At 72.8% G+C, this 21,876-nt stretch carries 21 protein-coding genes; 8 read left to right on the forward strand and 13 right to left on the reverse strand.

The window, feature by feature from the left end; translation table 11 throughout:
- Window positions 1–53: 53 nt before the first annotated feature.
- Window positions 54–1,919 carry a phosphogluconate dehydratase gene (gene edd, locus WBN91_RS22580; RefSeq protein WP_337726073.1) on the forward strand — a complete coding sequence of 622 codons (1,866 nt, stop codon included), beginning with the start codon at window positions 54–56 and terminating at the stop codon, window positions 1,917–1,919.
- Window positions 1,916–2,536 carry a bifunctional 4-hydroxy-2-oxoglutarate aldolase/2-dehydro-3-deoxy-phosphogluconate aldolase gene (gene eda / locus WBN91_RS22585; protein ID WP_337726072.1) on the forward strand — a complete coding sequence of 207 codons (621 nt, stop codon included), beginning with the start codon at window positions 1,916–1,918 and terminating at the stop codon, window positions 2,534–2,536. The genes edd and eda overlap by 4 nt, the downstream gene beginning before the upstream one ends.
- Window positions 2,537–2,667: 131 nt before the next feature.
- On the opposite strand, the gene WBN91_RS22590 is transcribed toward eda, so the two are convergent.
- Window positions 2,668–3,294, reverse strand: a complete 627-nt coding sequence (locus WBN91_RS22590; RefSeq protein ID WP_337726071.1) for an HAD family hydrolase — start codon at window positions 3,292–3,294, stop codon at window positions 2,668–2,670.
- An 85-nt stretch (window positions 3,295–3,379) separates the two neighbouring features.
- On the opposite strand from WBN91_RS22590, the gene WBN91_RS22595 reads away from it, so the two are divergent.
- Window positions 3,380–4,063 carry a YqeB family protein gene (locus WBN91_RS22595; RefSeq protein ID WP_337726070.1) on the forward strand — a complete coding sequence of 228 codons (684 nt, stop codon included), beginning with the start codon at window positions 3,380–3,382 and terminating at the stop codon, window positions 4,061–4,063.
- A gap of 179 nt (window positions 4,064–4,242) precedes the next feature.
- On the opposite strand, the gene WBN91_RS22600 is transcribed toward WBN91_RS22595, so the two are convergent.
- From WBN91_RS22600 to WBN91_RS22610, 3 genes are all read right to left on the reverse strand, one after another.
- The gene (locus tag WBN91_RS22600) at window positions 4,243–4,851 is read right to left on the reverse strand and encodes a regulatory protein RecX (RefSeq protein WP_443217774.1); all 609 of its coding nucleotides are present in this window, start codon (window positions 4,849–4,851) and stop codon (window positions 4,243–4,245) included.
- A 121-nt stretch (window positions 4,852–4,972) separates the two neighbouring features.
- Window positions 4,973–6,013, reverse strand: coding sequence for a recombinase RecA (gene recA, locus WBN91_RS22605; RefSeq protein WP_337726069.1), 1,041 nt, complete (start codon window positions 6,011–6,013; stop codon window positions 4,973–4,975).
- 172 nt (window positions 6,014–6,185) lie between these two features.
- Window positions 6,186–6,380: a DUF3046 domain-containing protein gene (locus WBN91_RS22610; RefSeq protein ID WP_337726068.1), complete on the reverse strand. Its 195-nt coding sequence runs from the start codon at window positions 6,378–6,380 to the stop codon at window positions 6,186–6,188.
- Window positions 6,381–6,464: 84 nt separating this feature from the next.
- Between WBN91_RS22610 and WBN91_RS22615 the strand changes: the two genes are divergently transcribed.
- Window positions 6,465–6,932, forward strand: a complete 468-nt coding sequence (locus WBN91_RS22615; RefSeq protein ID WP_337726067.1) for a winged helix-turn-helix transcriptional regulator — start codon at window positions 6,465–6,467, stop codon at window positions 6,930–6,932.
- A 151-nt stretch (window positions 6,933–7,083) separates the two neighbouring features.
- Here WBN91_RS22615 and WBN91_RS22620 read toward each other — a convergent pair whose 3' ends face one another.
- Window positions 7,084–8,322 carry an MFS transporter gene (locus WBN91_RS22620; protein WP_337726066.1) on the reverse strand — a complete coding sequence of 413 codons (1,239 nt, stop codon included), beginning with the start codon at window positions 8,320–8,322 and terminating at the stop codon, window positions 7,084–7,086.
- 50 nt (window positions 8,323–8,372) lie between these two features.
- Window positions 8,373–10,325, reverse strand: a complete 1,953-nt coding sequence (locus WBN91_RS22625) for an Hsp70 family protein (protein ID WP_337726065.1) — start codon at window positions 10,323–10,325, stop codon at window positions 8,373–8,375.
- A 77-nt stretch (window positions 10,326–10,402) separates the two neighbouring features.
- Between WBN91_RS22625 and WBN91_RS22630 the strand changes: the two genes are divergently transcribed.
- Both WBN91_RS22630 and WBN91_RS22635 read left to right on the forward strand, forming a co-directional pair.
- On the forward strand, window positions 10,403–14,947 hold the full coding sequence (locus tag WBN91_RS22630; protein WP_337726064.1) for an ATP-dependent helicase: 4,545 nt from the start codon (window positions 10,403–10,405) through the stop codon (window positions 14,945–14,947).
- A 9-nt stretch (window positions 14,948–14,956) separates the two neighbouring features.
- Window positions 14,957–15,790, forward strand: a complete 834-nt coding sequence (locus WBN91_RS22635) for a PHP domain-containing protein (protein WP_337726063.1) — start codon at window positions 14,957–14,959, stop codon at window positions 15,788–15,790.
- 154 nt (window positions 15,791–15,944) lie between these two features.
- Here WBN91_RS22635 and WBN91_RS22640 read toward each other — a convergent pair whose 3' ends face one another.
- The gene (locus tag WBN91_RS22640) at window positions 15,945–16,940 is read right to left on the reverse strand and encodes a 1-aminocyclopropane-1-carboxylate deaminase (RefSeq protein WP_337726062.1); all 996 of its coding nucleotides are present in this window, start codon (window positions 16,938–16,940) and stop codon (window positions 15,945–15,947) included.
- A 1-nt stretch (window position 16,941) separates the two neighbouring features.
- Window positions 16,942–17,580, reverse strand: coding sequence for a GntR family transcriptional regulator (locus WBN91_RS22645; RefSeq protein WP_337726060.1), 639 nt, complete (start codon window positions 17,578–17,580; stop codon window positions 16,942–16,944).
- A gap of 142 nt (window positions 17,581–17,722) precedes the next feature.
- On the opposite strand from WBN91_RS22645, the gene WBN91_RS22650 reads away from it, so the two are divergent.
- Complete coding sequence (locus tag WBN91_RS22650; protein ID WP_337726059.1) at window positions 17,723–18,748, forward strand: hypothetical protein; 1,026 nt, start codon at window positions 17,723–17,725, stop codon at window positions 18,746–18,748.
- Between the two features lie 112 nt (window positions 18,749–18,860).
- Here WBN91_RS22650 and WBN91_RS22655 read toward each other — a convergent pair whose 3' ends face one another.
- The 4 genes from WBN91_RS22655 to WBN91_RS22670 are packed head-to-tail and all read right to left on the reverse strand — an operon-like array spanning window position 18,861 to window position 20,472.
- On the reverse strand, window positions 18,861–19,010 hold the full coding sequence (locus WBN91_RS22655; RefSeq protein ID WP_337729399.1) for a hypothetical protein: 150 nt from the start codon (window positions 19,008–19,010) through the stop codon (window positions 18,861–18,863).
- A 2-nt stretch (window positions 19,011–19,012) separates the two neighbouring features.
- Entirely contained in the window at window positions 19,013–19,501 is a 489-nt protein-coding gene (locus WBN91_RS22660; protein ID WP_337726057.1) for a RidA family protein, read from the reverse strand.
- Window positions 19,498–19,896 carry a cupin domain-containing protein gene (locus tag WBN91_RS22665; RefSeq protein WP_337726091.1) on the reverse strand — a complete coding sequence of 133 codons (399 nt, stop codon included), beginning with the start codon at window positions 19,894–19,896 and terminating at the stop codon, window positions 19,498–19,500. The genes WBN91_RS22660 and WBN91_RS22665 overlap by 4 nt, the downstream gene beginning before the upstream one ends.
- A gap of 6 nt (window positions 19,897–19,902) precedes the next feature.
- Window positions 19,903–20,472 carry a GNAT family N-acetyltransferase gene (locus tag WBN91_RS22670; RefSeq protein ID WP_337726056.1) on the reverse strand — a complete coding sequence of 190 codons (570 nt, stop codon included), beginning with the start codon at window positions 20,470–20,472 and terminating at the stop codon, window positions 19,903–19,905.
- A gap of 61 nt (window positions 20,473–20,533) precedes the next feature.
- Between WBN91_RS22670 and WBN91_RS22675 the strand changes: the two genes are divergently transcribed.
- Complete coding sequence (locus WBN91_RS22675) at window positions 20,534–21,142, forward strand: PadR family transcriptional regulator (RefSeq protein WP_337726055.1); 609 nt, start codon at window positions 20,534–20,536, stop codon at window positions 21,140–21,142.
- Between the two features lie 3 nt (window positions 21,143–21,145).
- On the opposite strand, the gene WBN91_RS22680 is transcribed toward WBN91_RS22675, so the two are convergent.
- Window positions 21,146–21,856 (reverse strand): VOC family protein, encoded by a 711-nt coding sequence (locus WBN91_RS22680; RefSeq protein WP_337726054.1) that lies wholly within the window; start codon window positions 21,854–21,856, stop codon window positions 21,146–21,148.
- Window positions 21,857–21,876: the final 20 nt, after the last annotated feature.

Below are 21,876 nucleotides of genomic sequence, written 5' to 3' on the forward strand. Positions count from 1 at the left end.
CGTCCCACCGGGCCCCACCACGGCCCGTGATCACCCCCGGGAGACAGCGAACCATGAGCGTGCATCCCGTCGTCGCCGAAGTGACGGCTCGTATCGCCGCCCGCAGCGCCGCCGGTCGGTCCGCCTACCTGGACAAACTCGCCGCGGCCCACACCGAGGGTCCGGTTCGCCGCGACCTCGCGTGCTCCAACTTCGCGCACGGTTTCGCGGGTATCACGGGTGGTGACAAGGAGGCGCTGCGTGCGCTCCGTCGCCCGAACGTGGCCATCGTGTCGGCTTACAACGACATGCTGTCGGCGCACCAGCCGATGCACGAGTACCCGGGGTGGATCAAGGACGCCGCTCGGGCTCAAGGCGGAATCGCGCAGTTCGCCGGCGGGGTGCCGGCGATGTGCGACGGCATCACGCAGGGCCGCGCGGGCATGGAGCTGTCCCTGTTCAGCCGGGACGTGATCGCGATGGCGACCGGGATCGCGCTGTCGCACGACATGTTCGACGCGACCCTGCTGCTCGGCGTGTGCGACAAGATCGTGCCGGGCCTGCTGATCGGGGCACTGTCGTTCGGGCACCTGCCCGCGATCCTGGTCCCCGCCGGGCCGATGGCCTCGGGCCTGCCGAACAAGGAGAAGGCGCGGGTCCGGCAGCTGTTCGCCGAGGGCAAGGCGACGCGGGAGAACCTGCTCGAAGCCGAGGCCGCGTCCTACCACAGCCCCGGGACCTGCACTTTCTACGGCACGGCCAACTCCAACCAGCTCGTCGTCGAGGTCATGGGCCTGCACCTGCCGGGCGCGAGCTTCGTCCCGCCGGGCACGAAGCTGCGCCGCGCGCTGACCGAGGAGGCCGCGCGCCGGGCCGTCGAGATCAGCCGGGGCGAGGAGTACACGCCGATCGGCCGGGTCGTGGACGAGAAGGCCGTGGTCAACGGCGTGATCGCGCTGCTGGCCACCGGCGGCTCGACCAACCACACCATGCACCTGGTGGCCATCGCCTCGGCGGCGGGCATCGAGCTGAGCTGGGACGACTTCGCCGACCTGTCCTCGGTGGTGCCGCTGCTGGCGCGGGTCTACCCGAACGGCAGCGCGGACATCAACCACTTCCAGGCCGCCGGCGGCGTGCAGTTCCTGGTCTCGACGCTGCTGGACGCGGGCCTGATGCACGAGGACGTGCACACCGTGGCGGGCTTCGGCCTGAACCGCTACCGCAAGGAGCCCGTGCTCATCGAGGGCGCCCTGACCTGGCGAAACGGCCCGGACCACTCGCTGGACACCGACGTGCTGCGGCCCGTGTCCGACCCGTTCGCGGCGGACGGCGGCCTGCGAATGCTGTCGGGCAACCTGGGCCGCGCGGTGACCAAGGTGTCGGCGGTCGCGTCCGAGCACCGGGTCGTGGAGGCGCCGGCGCGGGTGTTCACCTCGCAGGACGACTTCAGCGCGGCGTTCCAGGCCGGTGAGCTGGAGCGGGACGTCGTGGTCGTGGTGCGGCAGCAGGGTCCGCAGGCCAACGGGATGCCCGAGCTGCACAAGCTGACCCCGGCCCTGGGCGTGCTCATGGACCGCGGCTTCAAGGTCGCGCTGGTCACCGACGGCCGCATGTCCGGCGCGTCTGGCAAGGTGCCGGCCGCCATCCAGGTCACGCCCGAGGCCGCCGTGGGCGGTCCGCTGGCCCGGGTGCGCGACGGCGACGTGCTGCGCGTGGACGCCGAGACCGGCACGCTGGAGGCGCTCGTGGACCCGGCCGAGCTGGCCGCGCGCGACCTGGTGGACTTCCCGCCGGACGCCCAGGCGTGGACGGGCACCGGCCGCGAGCTGTTCGGCGCGCTGCGCCGGGCCGTCGGACCGGCCGACCGGGGCGCCAGCGTGTTCGGACCCATCGCGGCCTCGCACTTCGCGGGCCAGTTGAACCAGGAGGTAAGTCGGTGACCACCAGCAAGGACCTGCTGGAGCTGTCCCCCGTCATCCCCGTCGTCGTGCTGGACGACGCGGCCCACGCCGTGCCGCTGGCGCAGGCGCTGCTGCGCGGGGGCATCCGGGTCATCGAGCTGACCCTGCGCACGCCCGCCGCGCTGCCCGCGATCGAGCGGATCGCGGCCGAGGTACCGGACATCGTGCTGGGCGCGGGGACGGTCACCGCACCCGAACACGCCGAGCAGGCGTTGAAGGCGGGAGCGTCGTTCCTGGTCACGCCGGGCTCGACGGACCGGGTGCTGGACGCGGTGGAGGACACGGGCCTGCCGTTCCTGCCGGGCGCGGCGACCGTGTCGGAGGCCATGAAGCTGGCCGAACGCGGCCTGACGGCCCTGAAGTTCTTCCCGGCGGAGGCGGCGGGCGGCGCGGACTACCTCAAGTCCGTGGCCGGCCCCCTACCCGGCCTGCGCTTCTGCCCGACCGGCGGAATCACCCCGGAGACCGCGCCGAAGTACCTGGCCCTGCCCAACGTGGGCTGTGTCGGCGGCTCCTGGCTGACCCCGAAGGACGCCCTGGCGGCCGGCGACTGGACCCGCATCGAGTCCCTGGCCAAGGCCGCCGCCAACCTCTGACCCGCCCGCGTGGGTGCCTTTCGCTCGGGGGAGGCACCCACGCTCGCGACCCTCCCGCTCGCGCGGCCCTTCCCACGCCCACTCCGCTCACCCACCACCCACTTCCGGCGGCGGGCGTCAGGCGGCGGCCGTCAGGCGATGAGGGCGAGCGCTTCGGGGATCGAGTCGACCACCGGCATCCCGGTCGCCTCCAACCGCCGCCGCTCCCCCACCCCCGTGGTCACCAACACCGCCTGCGCGCCGACGTGCCGCGCGGCCTCGGCGTCGTCCACCACGTCACCGATCAGAACCACGTCCCGCGCGTGGAGCCCTTGCCGTTCCAGGTGCTCCGCGAGGTGCTCGGCCTTGGACCCGCCGCCCACGTCCACCCGCAGCCCGTCGACCCGGGTGAACAGCCCCGCCAGCCCCAGCTTCCCGACCAGTGGCACCAGCTCGTCGTGGAACCACATGGACAGCAGCGACTGCGTCCCGGACCAGCGGTGCAGCAGGTCCACGCCCGCCGCCAGCCCGCACGTGTCCAGCAGCGCCCGGTACTCGACGTGGTAGACGAGGTCGATGTCCGCCCAGTCCTGTTCGGACAGCGTGCGCCCCAGGACTCCTTCGTAGCAGGCGATCAGCGGCCGGCTGAACACCGCGCGCCACTCCTCCAGCGTGAGCGCCGCACGGCCGTACCGCCGGCACACCTGGTTCACCGCGTGCAGCACGGCGTGCGTGTCGTCGAGCAGAGTGCCGTTCCAGTCCCACACCACGTGCTTCACAGCGCTTCCCCCCAGCTCCCGGTACCCGCCCAGCCTGCCATGCGCGCTGCGATAAGTTGGGGCCGCACTCGGGGAGGGGTGGAACATGCGGTCGACCACGGTCGCCGAACCCGGCTGGCAGGTCGGACTGGTGTGGGTGGGGCTCCCGGTCGTCGGAGCCGGTCTGCTGTGGGGCGTGCAAGCAGCCGCGGGGTGGCTGGTGTCCCTGCGCTGGACACCGTTCCGCGGCCCGCTGGCGCTGATCGACTCCATCCCGGAGCCGTGGGCCACAGCCGGTTCCCTGACCGTCGGCGCCGCGATCGGACTGTTCCTCGCCGCCTGGGCCGCGCACGAGCGCCTCACCGTAGAGCTGTCCGACGAGGCCCTCACGCTCACCAGCCGAGGCAAGTCCCGCACCCTCGACCGCACCGAGATCTCCGCGGTCTTCCTCGACCACAAGAAACTCGTCGTGCTCGGCCGCTCCTCGGAGGAACTGGCCCGCGAGTCCCACGACCTGTCCGCCGCGACCGTGGCCGACGCCTTCCAGAGCCACGGCTACCCGTGGCTCGACGCCGACCCGCACCGCGACGACTTCCGCCGCTGGGTCGAGGACATGCCCGGCCTGCCCCCGGCTGCCAACGCCCTGCTCAAGGCACGCGCCAAGGCCCTGAAGAACAGCGACGGCGACGACGCCACCGAACTGCGCACCGCACTCGCCCGCCTGGGCGTGGTCGTGCGAGACGAGGGCAAACGCCAGTTCTGGCGCCTGACCAACCAGCCCGGCAACTAACCCCCGGCCGGCCCCGCAACCAGGCTCACGCACGCCACCCCCGCTCGGCGAGGCCCACGCACCCGGACTCAGCTCAGCCAGACCCGCGCACCCGGCCCCAGCTCAGCTGGCCTGCCGCCACAGCTCAAGCCAACCCGCGCGCCCCGCCGGCCCCGGTCACCCCAGCAGGCCGACCCCGGTCACTCCGGCAGGTAATCCTCCACATCAGCCTCCCCTTCAGCCTTCACCTCGTCGCGCACCACCCGGTACGCCATGCCCTCGGCGTACCCCTTGCGCGCCAGCGCGGCCACCAGCCGACGCATCTTCGTCTGGTGGTCCAACCCGGACATGGTGCGCAGCTTCTTGCGCACCAACTCCCGTGCCCGCTCCTGCTCGGCCTCGTCGTCCACGGCCGCCAACGCCTCGGCCGCGACCTCGTCGGCCACGCCCTTGCGCCGCAACTCCTGCACCAACGCCCGCCGCCCCAACCCCTGGTGCTCGTGGCGCGAACGCACCCACACCTCGGCGAAGGCGGCGTCGTCGATCAGCCCGGCGCGGTCGAACTTGCCGAGCACGAGCTCGGCCGTCTCCTCCCGGATGCCCTTGCGCAGCAGTGCGTCCTTCAGCTCCACACGGGTCCGGGCCCGAGCGGCCAGCAGCGCGTAGCAGAGGTCGGTCGCCTTGCGCTGTTCCTTGACCGGGTCAACCGGCGCGGCCGACTCCGCGGAGTCCGAGGACCCCCCAGCCGACCGACCGCGCCGCCGGGAACCGCCGAACCGCCCCCGACCACCGGACGACCCGTCGGTCACAGCTCACGCCTCCCCACAACACCGCCTCCCCCCGACTCGGCCGGCGACCCCGCCGCCAGAGCCGCGACCCCACCAGTCGCGGACACCGTCGGCGCGCGGCCCTCCGGAACTCGGCCGGCGATCAGAACTCGACCGGGGCGGGCGCGGCGTCGTCGGCCTCCAGTGTCGCGCCGATGCCGAGCTTCTCCTTGATCCGCTTCTCGATCTCGTTGGCCACGTCGGGGTTCTCGCGCAGGAACTTCCGCGCGTTCTCCTTGCCCTGGCCCAGCTGGTCGCCCTCGTAGGTGTACCAAGCACCCGACTTGCGCAGGATGCCCTGGTCCACGCCCATGTCGATGAGCGAGCCCTCGCGCGAGATGCCCTGGCCGTAGAGGATGTCGAACTCCGCCTGCTTGAACGGCGGCGCGACCTTGTTCTTCACGACCTTGACGCGGGTCCGGTTGCCGACCGGCTCGCCGCCGTCCTTCAGCGTCTCGATCCGGCGCACGTCCAGGCGCACCGACGCGTAGAACTTCAGCGCCTTGCCACCGGTCGTGGTCTCCGGCGAGCCGAACATGACGCCGATCTTCTCGCGCAGCTGGTTGATGAAGATCGCCGTGGTGCCGGAGGAGTTCAGCGCACCGGTGATCTTGCGCAGCGCCTGGCTCATCAGACGCGCCTGGAGGCCGACGTGGTTGTCGCCCATCTCGCCCTCGATCTCGGCACGGGGCACCAGCGCGGCCACCGAGTCGATCACGAGGATGTCCAGCGCGCCGGAGCGGACCAGCATGTCCGCGATCTCCAGCGCCTGCTCGCCCGTGTCGGGCTGGGAGACCAGCAGCGCGTCCGTGTCGACGCCCAGCTTCTTCGCGTAGTCCGGGTCCAGCGCGTGCTCGGCGTCGACGAACGCCGCGATGCCGCCGTTGCGCTGCGCGTTGGCCACGGCGTGCAGCGCCACTGTCGTCTTACCGGACGACTCCGGGCCGTAGATCTCCACGACGCGGCCCCGGGGCAGGCCGCCGATGCCCAGCGCGACGTCGAGCGCGATCGCGCCGGTGGGGATCACCTCGATCGGGGCGCGGCCTTCCTCGCCGAGCCGCATGACCGAGCCCTTGCCGAACTGCTTGTCGATCTGGGCCAGGGCCAGTTCGAGGGCCTTGTCCCGGTCGGGTGCCTGTGCCATCTGGAGTCCACCTCGTTGAGTCTGCGGGTTCGCCGTTGCGATGTCGGGGCCGACGTTACGGGCGGGGTACGACATTTTTCGGCGGGGCCGGGTCACCTGCGGGGGTGCGTCACCCGGTCGTGGTGGGCACTATAGCCGAACAGGTGTTCGACCGCTTGTCCGACACGCCGGGTCACCGGCGGTGTTCCGGCACGTCGAAGGCGTCGCAGACCGCGAGCCAGATCTCCTTGGCCGGCAGACCGGCCTCCAGCGCCTGGTCGGGGGTGCGCCCGCCGAGGGCGGACAGGACGTGGTCCCTGGCCACCATCTCCGCCCGGACCTCGCCGAACTCGTTCGCCATCAACTTGCGGAACACCGTGGTGCGCATCGCCGCCCAGGCTAGCGCGCGACCTTCCGCGCCGGGCCGTCCGCCTGACTATAGCGACAACAAGCCAGGTGGTACCCTCGCGGAATGGCGATGACCTTGGACGGCCCCCTGGCCGACCGGGACCGCTGGCAGGCCACGCGGTGCTCGATCGGCAAGGCGATGGAGGTCGTCGGCAACCGCACCGCGATACTGCTGCTGCGCGAGGCGTTCTACGGCACCACCAGGTTCCACGACTTCGCCACGCGCGTGGGGGTGACCGAGGCGTCAGCGTCAGCCAGGCTGCGTGAACTGGTCGACATCGGGGTGTTCGAGAAGCGCCCCTACCAGGAGCCCGGCCAGCGCACACGGCACGAGTACGTCCTGACGGACATGGGCCGCGACCTGCTGCCCGCGATGCTGGCGCTGATGCAGTGGGGCGATCGCCACCTCCAGAACGACGGCGGCCCCCTACGCGTGGTCGACGCCACCGGAGCGTCCGTGCGCGTGCAGGTGCGCGGCGAAGACGACCGTGCCTTGACCGCCGAAGACCTCGTGTTGCAGGTCAACCGCTAGTACCCGAGGTGCCGCCGCCGCGCGCTAATCTCGGAGGATGGAAGACCCCACCGGCCTGTCGTCGCCGATCGGTCAGATCCTCATCTTCGCGAGCCTCATAGCCGCTCTCGTCGTGGGTCTGCGCGCCTGGTGGAACAACCGCAACCGCTGATCAGCGCACCCGCTGCAACGACGAGAACAAGCACACCACCAGCAGCGGCAACGCGGTGAAGCCCACCATGAGCCCCAAGGCGGCATAAGACCACGCCGTCACCACTACGCCCGCCGCCACACCCCCTACGGCGCCACCGACGTTCATGCACAGGTCGGACAGCCCTTGTGCGGCCGGTCGGTCCGCCACCGCCACCGACTCGGTGAGCAGCGCCGACCCCGCCACCAAGCCCGCCGACCAGCCGAAACCCAGCAACGCCAGACCGGCCGCGAGCTGCGGCGCGTTGTGGGAGGGCGCCATGCCCGCGATGCCGGAGGCGGCCACCACCAGTGCCGCTCCGATGGCCAACACCGACACACGACCCAACCGGTCCGCCATCCACCCGAACAAGGGACTAGCGACGTACATGGCGGCCACGTGCACACTGATGACCACCCCGACGACCCGCAGCGACGCCCCCGCGTGGTCCATGTGCACGGGTGTCATCGACATGAGCCCGACCATCGCCGTGTGGCACAGCGTGATGCCGCCCAACGCGAGCTTCGCGCCCCCTGGCAACGACCACCACACGGCACCCGACCCCCGCGTGTCGGCCACTCCCCCGACGCAGTGCGCGGGCGCCACGGCCGCATCACGCACGACAACCAGCGGGTCCGGCCTCAGGAACCGCGCCACCACCAGGGCCGCCGCCCCGAACAGCGCCGCCGACAACAGGTAGGGACCCGCGCCCACGGGCAGGCTGAGCTGCACCGCGAACCGCCCGGCCGGGTCGGCCAGGTTCGGTCCGGCGACCGCGCCCAGCGTCGCCGCCCACACCACGACGGCCACCGACCGCGCTCTCCGACGCGGGTCGGCCAGGTCCGCGCCGGCGTACCGGGCGGCGAGGTTCGCGCTGGTCGCGGCACCGAACAAGACCAAGGCGATCAGCAGCACGTGCCACGACCGGAGCACCACGCCGCACGCGGCCACCACCGCGCCGATCGCGCCCGCGGTGTAGCCGAACACCAACGCCGGCCGTCGTCCGTGCCGTGCTGCGACCCGTGCCGCAGGCACCGCGAACACCGCCGCACCGACCACGGCGGCCGTCTGCGCCATGCCGCCCACGGCGTTCGAACCCGACAGGGCGGCGGCGAGCAACGTCGACACCGCGAGACCGATGGTGACGCCGGCGGCACCCAGCACCTGGGTCGCCGCCAGCACGCGCAGCACCTTGCGCTGCACCACTTCCACCGCGGTCATGATCATGGATCGTGCCAGGGTGGCGGGTGGCCCCACAGCCACCGTCCGGGTCAGGTACCAGGCTGAACGGTGTTCTCGAAGAAGTCGGCGACGTTGTCGGCGCTCACGTCGGCACCGCTGCTCTTGGTCACGATGCCCAGCAGCGGCAGGTTGTCCGCGGTGAACGCGAGCAGCCCCACGCCGCCGTTCGCGGTGGCCCGGTAGGTGCCCTTGAGGCCGTTGCCGCCCCACTCCGCTTGGACCATGTCCGTCTTCAAGGACCGCGCCAACGCGTCCGCGCTCTGCTGCGCGCCCGTGACGGTCTCGGTGAGCACGTACTGCACCGAGTAGTCGTCCTTGAGGGCGCAGCTGACGACCGTGCCCTTGATCTCGGCGATGCCCGACACGCCCGCCGAACCGCCCGCCTTGCACGTGCTCGAGTCCGGGATCGTGCCCGCGAGCCTGCGCAGGCACTCGGTGAAGCCCTTGTCGTCCTTGGCGGTGTCGCTCTTGCAGTCCTGCGCGGTCAGCTCACCGGGGCCGCTGAACGCGAAGATGCCGCCGACGACGGCCAACACGAGCACCACAGCCGCACCGACCGCGATGAGCAGCTTCGGGTTCGCCTTCTTCTTCTCTTGGGCGCGCGGGGACACGCTCGGGAAGTTGAACTGCTGCGGCACCTGGTACGGGCCGCTGACCGCCGGGTTCACCTGGTAGGAACCGCTCACGTTCGGATTGACCTGGTAGGGACCGCTGGCGCCCGGGTTCACCTGGTACGGGCCACTCGCCCCGGGGTTGACCTGGTAAGGACCGCTCACGCCGGGGTTGACCTGGTACGGGCCGCTGACCACGGGGTTCGGGCCGCTCACGGCCGGGTTCTGCACCGGCGTGGGTCCGGTCACCGGCTTGGTGACCACCGTCGGCGGCTCGTTGGACACCTTCACCGGGTCCTTGGCGCGCGGCGTGATGCCGTCCTTGGGCACGTGGTGCGCGCCCAGGGCGACGGCGGTCTCCGGCTGGTCCAGGCTGGTCGGCACCACCCGCACCTGCTCGGCGATCATCGTCGCCACCAGCGGGATCCGGCTCGACCCGCCGACCAGGTAGATGCCCGCGAGCTGGTTGGGCGCCAGGCCCGTGGAGCGGATCGTGGACGCCAGCAACTCCACGCTGCGCAGCATGCTCGGGCGGATCAGGGCTTCCAGGTCCGACCGGTTGACCAGGACGTCCTCGAACGGCTCCGGCATCGGCACCTCGGTGTGCGCATGCCGCGACAACGACTCTTTAGCGGCCCGCACGTCCTCTTGAAGGGCGCGGCGCGCGCGACGGTCCGCCGTGGTCTCCGGGCGCAACAGCCGCTGCCAGCCCGCCGGGTCGCGGTGGGACACCTGGCGTCCCACGTGCTCCAACAGCGCCTGGTCCACGTCGAGTCCGCCCAGGTCTTGCAGGCCGTCCTCGGCGAGCACGGTGAACCCGTTCTGGGTGGCGCCGACGATGGCGACGTCGAACGTGCCCGCGCCCAGGTCGTACACGGCCAACGCCTGGCCCACGGCCAGCGAGGCGTAGTGCGACGCGGCGGCGACCGGCTCGGGGACGGGCACGATGTCGCAGGTCACGCCCGCGAGGCGAGCCGCGGACAGCAGCACGTTGCGGCGCGTCGGACCCCACTGCGCGGGGTGGGTCAGGCGGACCTCGTCCAGGGTCTCGCCGCCGAGCTGGCGGGTCGTCTCCTCCAGCACGCGGCGCAGCACGGCGGCCAGCGCGTCGGTGACCGGGACGACGTTCTCGCCGAGCAGCAGCATGCCGTCGTCGACCCGCCGCTTGGGGTTGGGCTCGAACCGCGAGGGGTCCAGGCGGGCGCGGCGCTCGGCGTCCCGGCCGACGACCAGCGAGCCGTCCTCCTCGCAGTAGACGGCGGAGGGCATGGTGGCGGACCCGTCCACCTCGACAACCCGGGGCGGCCTGCCGTGCGCGGCGAGCACCGCGACGGTGTTGGAAGTGCCCAGGTCGATGGACAGGACTCGCACGCCTCACCCCTTAGTCGAAACCGCGCTGATCGTGCCACAACCGAAAAATGTCGTACCCCTGGTTCAAGATGGTCGGCATGGAAGATTTGGGCGCGTTCTCCCCCGCGACCCGGCAGTGGTTCGCCGGGGCCTTCGCGGCGCCCACCTCCGCGCAGGTGGGTGCCTGGGAGGCGGCTGCGGCTGGAGAGCACGCCCTGGTCATCGCACCCACGGGATCCGGCAAGACGCTGGCTGCTTTCCTCTGGGCCCTGGACCGGCTCGCCTCCACCCCGGTCCCGGACGACCCCAAGAAGCGCTGCCGCGTCCTCTACGTCTCCCCGCTCAAGGCCCTGGCCGTCGACGTGGAGCGCAACCTCCGCGCGCCCCTCGCCGGCATCCGCCAGGCCGCGCACCGCCTGTCCCTGCCCGAACCGTCCACCACGGTCGGCATGCGCACCGGCGACACCCCGGCCGAGGACCGCCGGGCGTTCGCCCGCCGACCGCCGGACGTGCTGGTCACCACCCCGGAGTCGCTGTTCCTCATCCTCACCTCCTCAGCCCGCGAGTCCCTGCGCGGCGTCGAGACGGTGATCGTCGACGAGGTCCACGCCGTCGCGGGCACCAAGCGCGGCGCGCACCTCGCGTTGTCACTCGAAAGGCTGGACGCGCTGCTCGAGCGGCCCGCCCAGCGGATCGGGCTCTCGGCCACGGTCCGGCCGGTCGAGGAGGTGAGCGCGTTCCTCGCCGGTGGCCGCCCGGTGCGGGTCGTGCAGCCCAAGGCCGCGAAGACCATCGAGGTGGAGGTCGAGGTCCCGGTCGAGGACATGTCGGTGTTGGGCGAGCCCACCGGCGAGGTGTCCGGGTCGGCGGCGGGCGCGGAGCAGCGGGCGTCGATCTGGCCGTCGGTGGAGCGGCGGGTCCTGGAACTGGTCCGGGAACACCGGTCCACGATCGTGTTCGCCAACTCGCGCCGGCTGGCCGAGCGGCTCACCGCTCGGCTCAACGAGCTGGCGGAGGAGGAAGCCGAGGTGGAGAGCTTCCCCGCCGAGGCGATCGGGCAGTCCGGGCTGACCACCCAGCGGTCGGCCACGATCGCCCGCGCGCACCACGGCTCGATGTCGCGCGAGCAGCGGACCGTGGTGGAGGAGGAGCTGAAGTCGGGGCGGCTGCCGTGCGTGGTGGCCACGTCGTCGCTGGAACTGGGCATCGACATGGGCTCGGTCGACCTGGTCGTGCAGGTCGAGGCGCCGCCCACGGTCGCGTCCGGGCTCCAGCGCGTCGGCCGCGCGGGGCACCAGGTGGGCGCGGTGTCGCGCGGGGTGATGTTCCCGAAGTTCCGGGGCGACCTGGTGTCGTGCGCGGTGGTCGCGGAGCGCATGCGGGACGGTGCGATCGAGGCCGTGCGGTACCCGCGCAACCCGCTGGACGTGTTGGCGCAGCACGTCGTGGCGATGACGGCGATGGAGCCGTGGACCGTCGAGGAACTGGCCGGGTTGGTGCGGCGGGCGGCGCCGTTCGCCGCGTTGCCCGAGTCAGCTCTCCAGGCGGTGCTGGACATGCTCGCGGGCCGGTACCCGAGCGAGGAGTTCGGCGAGCTGCGGCCCCGGATCACGTGGGACCGCATCACCGGAGAGCTGCGCGGCCGGCCGGGGTCGCAGCGGCTGGCGGTCACCTCCGGCGGCACCATCCCCGACCGCGGCCTGTTCGCGGTCATGACACCGCCGTCGGAACGCGGTCCGGGCTCGCGGGTGGGCGAGCTGGACGAGGAGATGGTGTACGAGTCGCGGGTGGGCGACACGTTCCTGCTCGGCACGTCGTCCTGGCGGGTCGAGGACATCACCCACGACCGGGTGATCGTGGTGCCCGCGCCGGGGCAGCCCGCGCGCATGCCGTTCTGGAAGGGCGACGCGCCGGGTCGTCCGCTGGAACTGGGGCGGGCGCTGGGGAAGTTCCTCCGCGAGGTGTCCACGATGGACACCGAGACGGCCACGGCGCGGGCCGCGGACGCCGGGCTGGACGAGTGGGCCACGTCCAACCTGCTGGCGTACCTGGCCGAGCAGCGCGAAGCCACGCGCCACGTGCCCAACGACCGGACCGTGCTGGTGGAGCGGTTCCGGGACGAGTTGGGCGACTGGCGGCTGGTGGTGCACTCGCCGTTCGGGGCGCAGGTCAACGCGCCGTGGGCGTTGGCCATCGCGGCCCGGCTGCGCGAGCGGCGCGGTATCGAGGTGCAGGCGGCGCACTCCGACGACGGGATCGTGGTGCGGTTGCCGGACGCCGTAGACCTCGACGGCGCGCAGGTCGTGGCGGGCGCGGAGGACGTGCTGCTCGACCCCGAGGAGGTCGAGCAGGTCGTGGTCGCCGAGGTGGGCGGGTCGGCGTTGTTCGCGGCCCGGTTCCGGGAGTGTGCGGCCCGGTCCCTGCTGCTCCCCCGGCGCGACCCGAAGCGCCGGACACCGTTGTGGCAGCAGCGGCAGCGGGCGGCGCAACTGCTGTCCGTGGCGGCCAAGTACGAGAGCTTCCCGGTGGTGCTGGAGGCGATGCGCGAGGTCCTCCAGGACGTGTACGACGTGCCCGGACTGCGCGAGCTGATGGCGGACGTGCGGGCACGGCGGGTGCGGGTGGTGGAGGTGGAGACACCGGCGCCCTCGCCGTTCGCGCGCAGCCTGCTGTTCGGCTACGTCGGGATGTTCCTGTACGAGGTGGACGCGCCGCTGGCGGAGCGGCGAGCGGCGGCGCTGTCGCTGGACTCGGCGCTGCTGGCGGAGCTGCTGGGGTCCGAGGCGATCCGGGAGCTGCTGGACCCGGAGGTCGTCGAGGAGGTCGAGCGGTCGCTGCAACGGCTGGCGCCCGACCGACATGCCCGGGACATGGAGGGCGCGGCCGACCTGCTGCGGTTCCTGGGCGACCTGTCCGAGGCCGAAGCGGCGGACCGCGGTGTCCGGCCGGAGTGGCTGGCCGAGCTGGTCGCGGCGCGGCGGGCGATCCGGGTGCGCATCGCGGGCGACGACCGCGTGCTGGCCATCGAGGACGCGGGCCGGGTGCGGGACGCGTTGGGCGTGGCGCTGCCGGTGGGCGTGCCCGAGGCGTTCACCGAGCCGGTGGCCGACCCGTTGGGTGACCTGCTGGCCCGGTACGCGCGAACACACGGGCCGTTCCCCGCGATGCAGGCGGCGGAGCGGTTCGGGCTGGGTGTCGCGGTGGTGACCGGCGTGCTGGAACGCATGGCGGCCACCGGTCGGCTGGTGCGCGGCGAACTGCGGCCGGGCGGCACGCACACCGAGTACTGCGACGCCGACGTGCTGCGCAGGCTGCGGCGGGCGTCGCTGGCGCGGTTGCGGGCCGAGGTCGAGCCGGTGGAACCGGAGGCGTTGGGCCGGTTCCTGCCCGCGTGGCACGGCGTGGGTCGCAGGCTGCGGGCCGCGCCGACCGTGGACGACGTGTACGCGGTGGTCGAGCAGTTGGCCGGTGCGCCGCTGCCGGCCAGCGCGGTGGAGTCCCTGGTGCTGCCCGCCCGGCTGCCCGGCTACTACCCGGCGCTGCTGGACGAGCTGACCGCGTCCGGCGAGGTGACGTGGACCGGCTGCGGGTCGCTGGCGGGCGGTGACGGGTGGATCGCGCTCGCCCCGGCGGACGTGGCCGACCTGCTGCTGCCAGACCTGGTGCCGGAGGCCCAGCCGGACTCGCCGCTGCACCGGGCCGTGGTCGAGGTGCTGGCGGGCGGGGCGCTGTTCTTCCGCCAGGTCGTCGACCGCGTGTCCCTGCAAGGCCCGACGACCGACGGCGAGGTCGTGGGCGCCCTGTGGGACCTGGTGTGGGCGGGGGTCGTCACCAACGACACCCTGTCACCGCTGCGCGCCCTGGTGGCGGGCGGCGGCACCGCGCACAAACCCAAACGGGCCGCTCCGCGCGGCCGGTACGCGAGGATGCGCGCCGGCCGACCGGACATGCCCAGCCGCACCGGTCCGCCCACGGTCGCCGGCCGGTGGTCGCTGGCGGTCGTGCCCGCGACGGATCCGACCCGGCGGGCGCACGCGCGGGCGGAGGCGTTCCTGGAGCGGCACGGCGTGTTGACCCGGGGCGCGCTGGACACCGAGCGGGTGACCGGTGGTTTCTCCGGCGTGTACCGGGTGCTGCGCGCGATGGAGGAGTCCGGGCAGGTCGTGCGCGGCTACGTGGTCGAAGGGCTGGGCGCGGCCCAGTTCGCGGCACGCGGAGCCGTAGACCGTCTGCGTGCCCTGTCCCGTCCACCGGGCCAAGAGCACACGGGCACACCGGAGGCGGTGGTCCTGGCCGCCGCCGACCCGGCCCAGCCCTACGGCGCGGCCCTGCCGTGGCCCGACCCGCTGGGCGAGGGCAAGCACCGACCCGCCCGCAAGTCCGGCGCCCTGACCGTGCTGGTGGACGGCCAGGCGACGCTGTACGTCGAGCGCGGCGGCCGGTCGCTGCTGTCGTTCAGCGAGGACGAGGACGTCCTGCGCGCGGCGGCGCAGGCGTTGAGCCGGGCGGTGCGGGACGGGTGGCTGGGGCAACTGGCGGTCCAACGAGCGGACGGGGAGGTGGCACTGGGGTCGAGACTGGCCGGGATCCTGCAAGAGGCGGGATTCCGCGCAACGCCCAAGGGACTCCGCCTGCGCGCCTAGGTTGGCGGCATGGGGCTTCCGGGTGACGGTCATGTGCACACCGAGTGGTCGTGGGACACGGTGCTCGGTTCGATGGAGGCGTCCTGCGCGCGGGCCGTCGAACTGGGTCTGCCCTCGGTCGCCTTCACCGAGCACGCGGACCTGACACCGTGGCGCATCCCGGACGAGCTCGTGCCCCGGCTGCCCGAGCACTTCCGGGTCAGGCTGCGGCCGGACGGCGTGCTGGAGGCGCCGGACCTCGACGTGCGCGGGTACCTGGAGTGCGTGCAGCGGTGCCGGGAGCGGTTCCCGGGGTTGACGGTGCTGTCCGGGGTCGAGTTGAGCGAGCCGCACTGGCACCCCGAGCGCACCGCCGACCTGCTGCGGGCCGGGGAGTTCGACCGCGTCCTCGGGTCGGTGCATGCCCTGCGCCACGACGGCGGCGCGTGGGAGGCCGAGACCCTGCACGGTCGGGTGGCCGAGGCGGACCTGATGCGCGAGTACCTCGGCGAGGTGCTGCGGCTGGTGGAGTCGTCCGTGCCGTTCGCGGTGCTCGCCCACGTCGACTACCCGGTGCGGTCATGGCCGACCACCGGCTACGACCCGGGCGCGTTCGAGGACGAGTTCCGCACGGTGCTGCGGGCGTTGGCGGGCAGCGGCAGGGCGCTGGAGGTCAACACCAAGGTGCCGCTGCACGCCGACGTGGTCCGGTGGTGGCGCGAGGCCGGGGGCGACGCCGTGGCGTTCGGCAGCGACGCCCACGAACCGACCCTCGTCGGCCACGGCTTCGAGCAGGCCGCGGCCGTCGTCGAGGCATGCGGCTTCCGCCCGGGCCGCACCGCCCACGACCTCTGGCACCGCTGACCCGACAACTCTGACCCGACACTGCCCGCTCAGCACCCAACAAGCCGCTCAGCACCGCCGGTCACTCAGCACCCGCCAGCCGGCCCGCCACCCACCGGTAGCCACCATCCGCCGACCCCGCCGACCGCTGCCGGACGACGCGTCCAGCAGCGGGTCAGCGGAAGAGGCTGCTGTAGGCGTTGAGTGCCGGTTGGCCGCCGAGGTGGGCGTACAGGACCGTCGAGTCGCGGGGGATCTCGCGGGAGCCGACCAGTTCGACCAGGCCCGCCAACGACTTCCCCTCGTACACCGGGTCGGTGATCATGCCCTCCAGGCGCGCGCCCAACTTCATGGCGTCCACAGTGGACTCACCGGGCACGCCGTAGATGCCCTCGTGGAACCGTTCGTCCAGCAGCACGTCCGACTCGGCCACCTCGACGTCCAGCAGCTTGCCGGTGGCCTGCGCGATGCGCGTGATCTGGGCCCGGGTGTCGTCCGGTTCCGCCGAGGCGTCGATGCCGATGATCCGCCGGCCGCTGCCCGCGAACCCGGCGACCATCCCCGCCTGCGTGCTGCCGGTCACCGAGCACACCACGATCGTGTCGAACCGGACGCCCAACTCGGCTTCCTGCTGCTCGACCTCCGCTGCCCACCCGGCGAACCCCAGCCCGCCCAACGGGTGGTCCGACGCCCCCGCCGGGATCGGGTACGGCGTGCCGCCGGCCGCTCGGACGTCCTCGATCGCCTGCTCCCACGCGGGTTTCACGCCGATGCCGAACCCCGCCTCGACCAGCCGCACCTCGGCGCCCATGAGCCGGCTGAGCAGGATGTTGCCCACCCGGTCGTACACGGCGTCCGGCCAGTCGACCCAGCTCTCCTGCACCAGCACGCACTTCAGCCCGACCCGCGCCGCCGCCGCCGCGACCTGCCGGGTGTGGTTGGACTGCACGCCGCCGATGGACACCAGCGTGTCGCAGCCGGTGGCCAGCGCGTCGGCCACCAGGTACTCCAGCTTGCGGGTCTTGTTGCCGCCGTAGGCGAGCCCGGAGTTGCAGTCCTCCCGCTTCGCCCACACCGACGCGCCGCCGAGGTGCCTGGTCAGCCGCTCCAGCGGGTGCACCGGCGACGGACCGAAGGTCAGCGGGTATCGGGGAAAGTCGCGCAGCGCCATGTCAGTTCTCCTCCAGCAGGTCGAACAGGGTCGCCCAGTTCCGCTCGACCAGCCGCGCCGCCAGGTCGGCGTCGCCCCCGGCGCAAGCGGTGACGATCTCGTCGTGCATCACCACGGAGTGCCGGCCGGGCGCGCCCGCGAACCGCAGCCGTTCCAGCCGGCGCACCAGGGGCGTGTAGCGGTCGATCGTGGCGGCGACGGCGAAGTTGTCCGCGCACCGCACCGCCACGCCGTGGAACTCGTCGTCCGCCGCGAGCGCCGCCGGAACGTCTCCGGCGTCCAACGCGGCGGCGAACCTCGCGTTGGCCGTGCGCATGGCGACCAGGTCGTCGTCTCCCATGCGCGGCACGGCCAAACGCGCGGCAAGTGCGTGCATCGCCTGCACGACGGCCAACGCGTCCCGGACGGGTGCCGTGCGCAACGGAGTGACGCGGGTGTAGCTGTGCGGCTTGGACTCGACCAAGCCCTCGTCGGTCAGCCGGGCCAGTGCCTCGCGGACCGGCGTGCGGGACAGCCCGAGCCGTTCGGCCAGTTCGACGTCCTTGATCGCCTCGCCGGGCGCGAGGTCACCGCCCAGGATCGCGTCGCGGATCGCGGAAAGCGCCTGGTCACGGTACAGCGCCCGACTGATATATTGCATACTGCGGCACTGTAGACCACCTGCCCGCCCCGCCGCTACCTCGAACGGCCGCCCGGCCGGAGGACGCGGAAGTTTCCGGCGGGCAGCGGGAAACCGCCGTCGCACGGCAGGCGTCGATACTTCCGTGACCCGACGAATTCCCTTGTCCAGAGCCGGCTTGTGGGCGTGGAGCGTCGTCGCGGTGGCCCTGGCGTGCGCCGCGCTGCACATCTGGGGCATCACCGAGACCCCGGAGCGGAGCCTCTACTGGTACCTCACCGCCGCCGACCTGGTCGTCGCCGCAGTGGCCGCCCTCCACGCCGTGCGGTGGCCCCGGCACGCCGTCTTCGAGGAGGACGCGCTGGTGCTGGGCGGTCGGCGCGTGCCGTACGGCTCGATCACCTCCGCCCGCACCGGCTGGGTGTCCGCCAAGCCGTTCTGGCTCGCGTTCTGGTTGCCGAACTCGCTGGTCATCGGGCTCATCGTGGCCGCGCAGAACTCGACCAAGTTCGCCCGCGAGGTCGTGGAGGTCGACACCAACCACGGCCGCGTCCGCGCCCGGTGGCGCGACTCGTCCGGACAGCGGGCGTTCGTCGAGGCCTTGCAAGCCGCTCGCCCGGACGTCGAGCCCACCTACGGCCTCGACGGCAGCTACCCCGCCCGCGACTGCACGCCCCGGCTCGGCGTGCCCGGCGGCCTGCTCGCGTGCGCACTGTCGGTGTGGGCGCTGGTCGCGGGGCTGCTGAGCCTGGAGCTGGCGGACCGGTCCACCTACCGCAAACAGGCCTCCACCGAGGCGACCTCCGCCGCGCTGCGCACCCTCGCCGCCAGGTTCCGCGACTACGAGACCCTGCCCGGCGTCGCCGTGGACTTCCGCACCTGGCGGTGCGAGCGCCGCAACGGCATCCTCGGCCCCTCGCCCCACTTCGTCGAACTGCACCTCGTCCTGGAGAGCCGCGAACTGCCCGAGGCCACCGCCGCCGCGGTCGAGGTGAAGATCCGCAAGGACGCGGGGATGGGGGAACGCGGCTACGTCATGACCGTCGACGAGAACTCGGGCCTGCGCCTGAACCTCCCCGAGACCAAGCGACTGTCGGTGTGGGTCTCCACGGGCTGCGTCGACGTGGACGACGCCGAGCGGCTGCGCGGCGAACTGCGCACCCTCGCCGCTGCCGTCGGCGTCCGCTGACGTCAGTCCGCCAGTGCACAGAGGTGGAGGGCGGAGCCGTCGGCGGCGACCGTGTACCAGCGGCCCGGTCCCGCCGACCAGGGCGGCCCCGCGACCGGGAACGGGTAGCCGATCAGCGCACCGGGGGCGGGCCGGATCCGGCCGATCTCCGCACGGAGGCGCTGCGGCCGGTCGACAGAACGGCCTCGACGCACTCGTCGATGCCGGACAGGTCCTCCGGCGGGGTGAGCAGATCGGGGAAATAGGCCGCGTGCGGCGCCACCGTCACCACGGTCTGCCGTCGATCTCCACCTCGGCCTCGCAGTTGACCGGCGCGTCCAGCGGGATGGCCATGCCGATCGACGACCGGGCGTGCGCACCCACGTCCGGCCCGTACAGCTCCAGGATCAGGTCCGAGTACCCGTTGGTGACCGCCGGCGTCCGGTTGAAGCCGGGTGCGACGTTGACCATCGCGAACACGCGCAGCCACGCCGTCACCCGGTCGAGGTCACCCAAAGCGCGGCGCAGGCTCGCCAGGTGGGCCATCGCGACGCGGCGGGCGGCCTCGTACCCCTGCTCGGTGGTGACGTCGGTGTCCACCTTGCCCAGCGGCTGGGCCAGGGTGCCGTCGTCGTTCAGCGGGACGTGCCCGGAGATGTAGGCGCGGTTGCCGCGCACGCGGACCCACTCGAACGGGAGCACGATCCCCGGCGGCGGCTGGAACGGCGCGGGCAGGCGCAGCCCCATGTCCTCCAGTCTGGCTTCGACCTTCATGTCACGAGCCCTTCCAGGTCGGGGAGCGGGACGGCGCTCTCCTGCTCGCCCGGGTCGGTGCGCGCGAGCACCGCGACGGCGGGCTCGGTGGCACTGGCGTTGGCGGGCAGGTGCGGCACCCCGCTCGGGATGTAGAGGAAGTCCCCGGCGCGAGCGGTGACCCGCTCCTCCAGCCGGGCGCCGAACCACAGGGTCAGCTCGCCGCTCAGGACGTAGGCGGCCGACTCGTGGCCGGCGTGCAGGTGGGGCTTGCCGTGGGCGCCCGGCGGCAGGGTCGCCAGTTCCAGGCACAGCGCGCGGGCGCCGGCGGTGGTCGCCGAGATCCCGGACGCGTAGGTCACGCCGGTCGAGCCGGGCACGCCGGCCGCGGGGCGGACGAGGACGCACCTGTCCATCACCGATCACTCCTCCGCGAGGTCCAGCCAGTAGGCCGTGGCCCGCCACGAGAACCGCGCGGGCAGCGGACGGCCGGTGAACATCTCGCCGATCTCGATGTCGTCGTCGGGCCTGCGGCGGAAGCCCAGGCGCCGGTAGAGCCGGGTGGCCGACGTCATGAACGACGCCGTGTGCAGCCCGACCGCTCGCGCGCCGCACCGCCGGGCCCGGCGCACGCACTCCGCGCCGAGAGCGGTGCCCACGCCGTGTCCACGGGCGTCCGCGCGGACGCCGAGCGCCCGGACCGAAGCCCAGCCGGGCGGCCAGTGCTCCAGCGCGGACCGGGTCGCGTCGGGGTAGAAGGCCACCGTCCCGACGAGCGGGCCGCCGCGGTCGGCGACGATCAACTCCGAATCCGGCAGGCGGGCGGCGACGTCGACCACCTCGCCGAGGTAGCGCTCCCAGGCGTCGGCGGGGAAGTGCCCGCGGAACACCGCGTAGACCTCGGCGAGCAGAGCGGCGACGGCCTCGGACTCGTCCGGCCGGGCGTCACGCACGACCGGTCGGGGCGGGGGTCGGGTCGCGGGTTCGTCCACGACAAGCTCCCTATACTCCCAACTGGAGTAAATTTATCCTCCGTTCGGAGGTATCCGTCAAGTGCCGAAGCCGACGACGACGACCTACGTGATCCTGGGTCTGCTGGCGCTGCGCCGCTGGTCGACCTACGAACTGGCGCGCCAGATGCGGCGCAGCATCCGGTACTACTGGCCGCGCGCCGAGAGCCACCTGTACGAGGAGCCGAAGAAGCTCGTCGCGCTGGGGTTCGCCACCGCGACCCGCGAGCACGTGGGCCGCCGGCCGCGCACGGTCTACGCGATCACCGACGAGGGGCGGGCGGCACTGCGGGAGTGGCTCGCCACGCCGGGCGGCTTCCCCCAGGTCGAGTTCGACGGGCTGGTGAAGGTGCTGTTCGCCGAGCAGGGCACCCGGGAGCAGCTGCTCGACACCCTGGCGGCGGTGCGGGCCGACGCGCAGGCCGTGCGCGCGCACCACGCCGAACTGGCCGCCGACCTGCTCGCCACGGGCGGCCCGTTCCCCGACCGGCTGCACGTCAACGCGCTGGTGTTCGCGTTCATGTGGGAGCAGGCGAACGCGGTGCTGCGGTGGGCACGGTGGGCGGAGGACGTCGTGGCCGCCTGGCCCGACACCGCGCCGCGCCCGGCGGCGACGGGTCCGCTGGAGGAGGCGGCGCGACCCCCGGGGTGACCGTCAGCGCGGGGTGAGGACGCAGAACTCGTTGCCCTCAGGGTCCGCCAGCACTACCCACTCGACGTCGCGCTGACCCACGTCGGCCCGCACCGCGCCCTGTGCCTCCAGCCGCGCAACCTCCAGCGGCAGGTCGCCGTCGGCGGGCGGCACGACGTCGAAATGCAGCCGGTTCTTCACCGACTTCGGCTCCGCCACCCGCACGAACTCCACCCAGAACCCGCCTTCCCGGCGCAGCGACGCGTACTCCGGGTGCTCCCGCGTCACCGGCAGGCCGGTCGCGTGCGCCCAGAACCCGGCCAGCGCGACCGGGTCCAGCGCGTCTACCACGACGGCCGCGACCGGGCCGATGCCCAGGTACTCCTCGCGCGGCTCCAGCACGCAGAACTCGTTGCCCTCCGGGTCGGCCAGCACCACCCACGGCACCGACCCCTGACCGATGTCGGCCTCGCGCGCGCCCAGCGACTTCGCCCGGTCCACCACCTTCGCCTGGTGCGCCGCCGACGTCGTCGCCAGGTCGAGGTGCAGCCGGTTCTTGACCCGCTTCGCGTCGGCCACCGGCACGAACACCAGCTCGACGCCCTCGCCCAGCGCCACGTCCACCTCGTCGGCGCTCTCCCCGGTGATCGGCTTGTCCAGCAACGCGGACCAGAACCGGCCGAGCGCGACGGGGTCGGCCGAATCCACCACGACGTCGTACAACCTCGTTGCCATGCTGCGAAGGTAACGTCTGC

Source organism: Saccharothrix sp. CCNWYY140 (assembly GCF_037401995.1).
Lineage (GTDB): Bacteria > Actinomycetota > Actinomycetes > Mycobacteriales > Pseudonocardiaceae > Actinosynnema.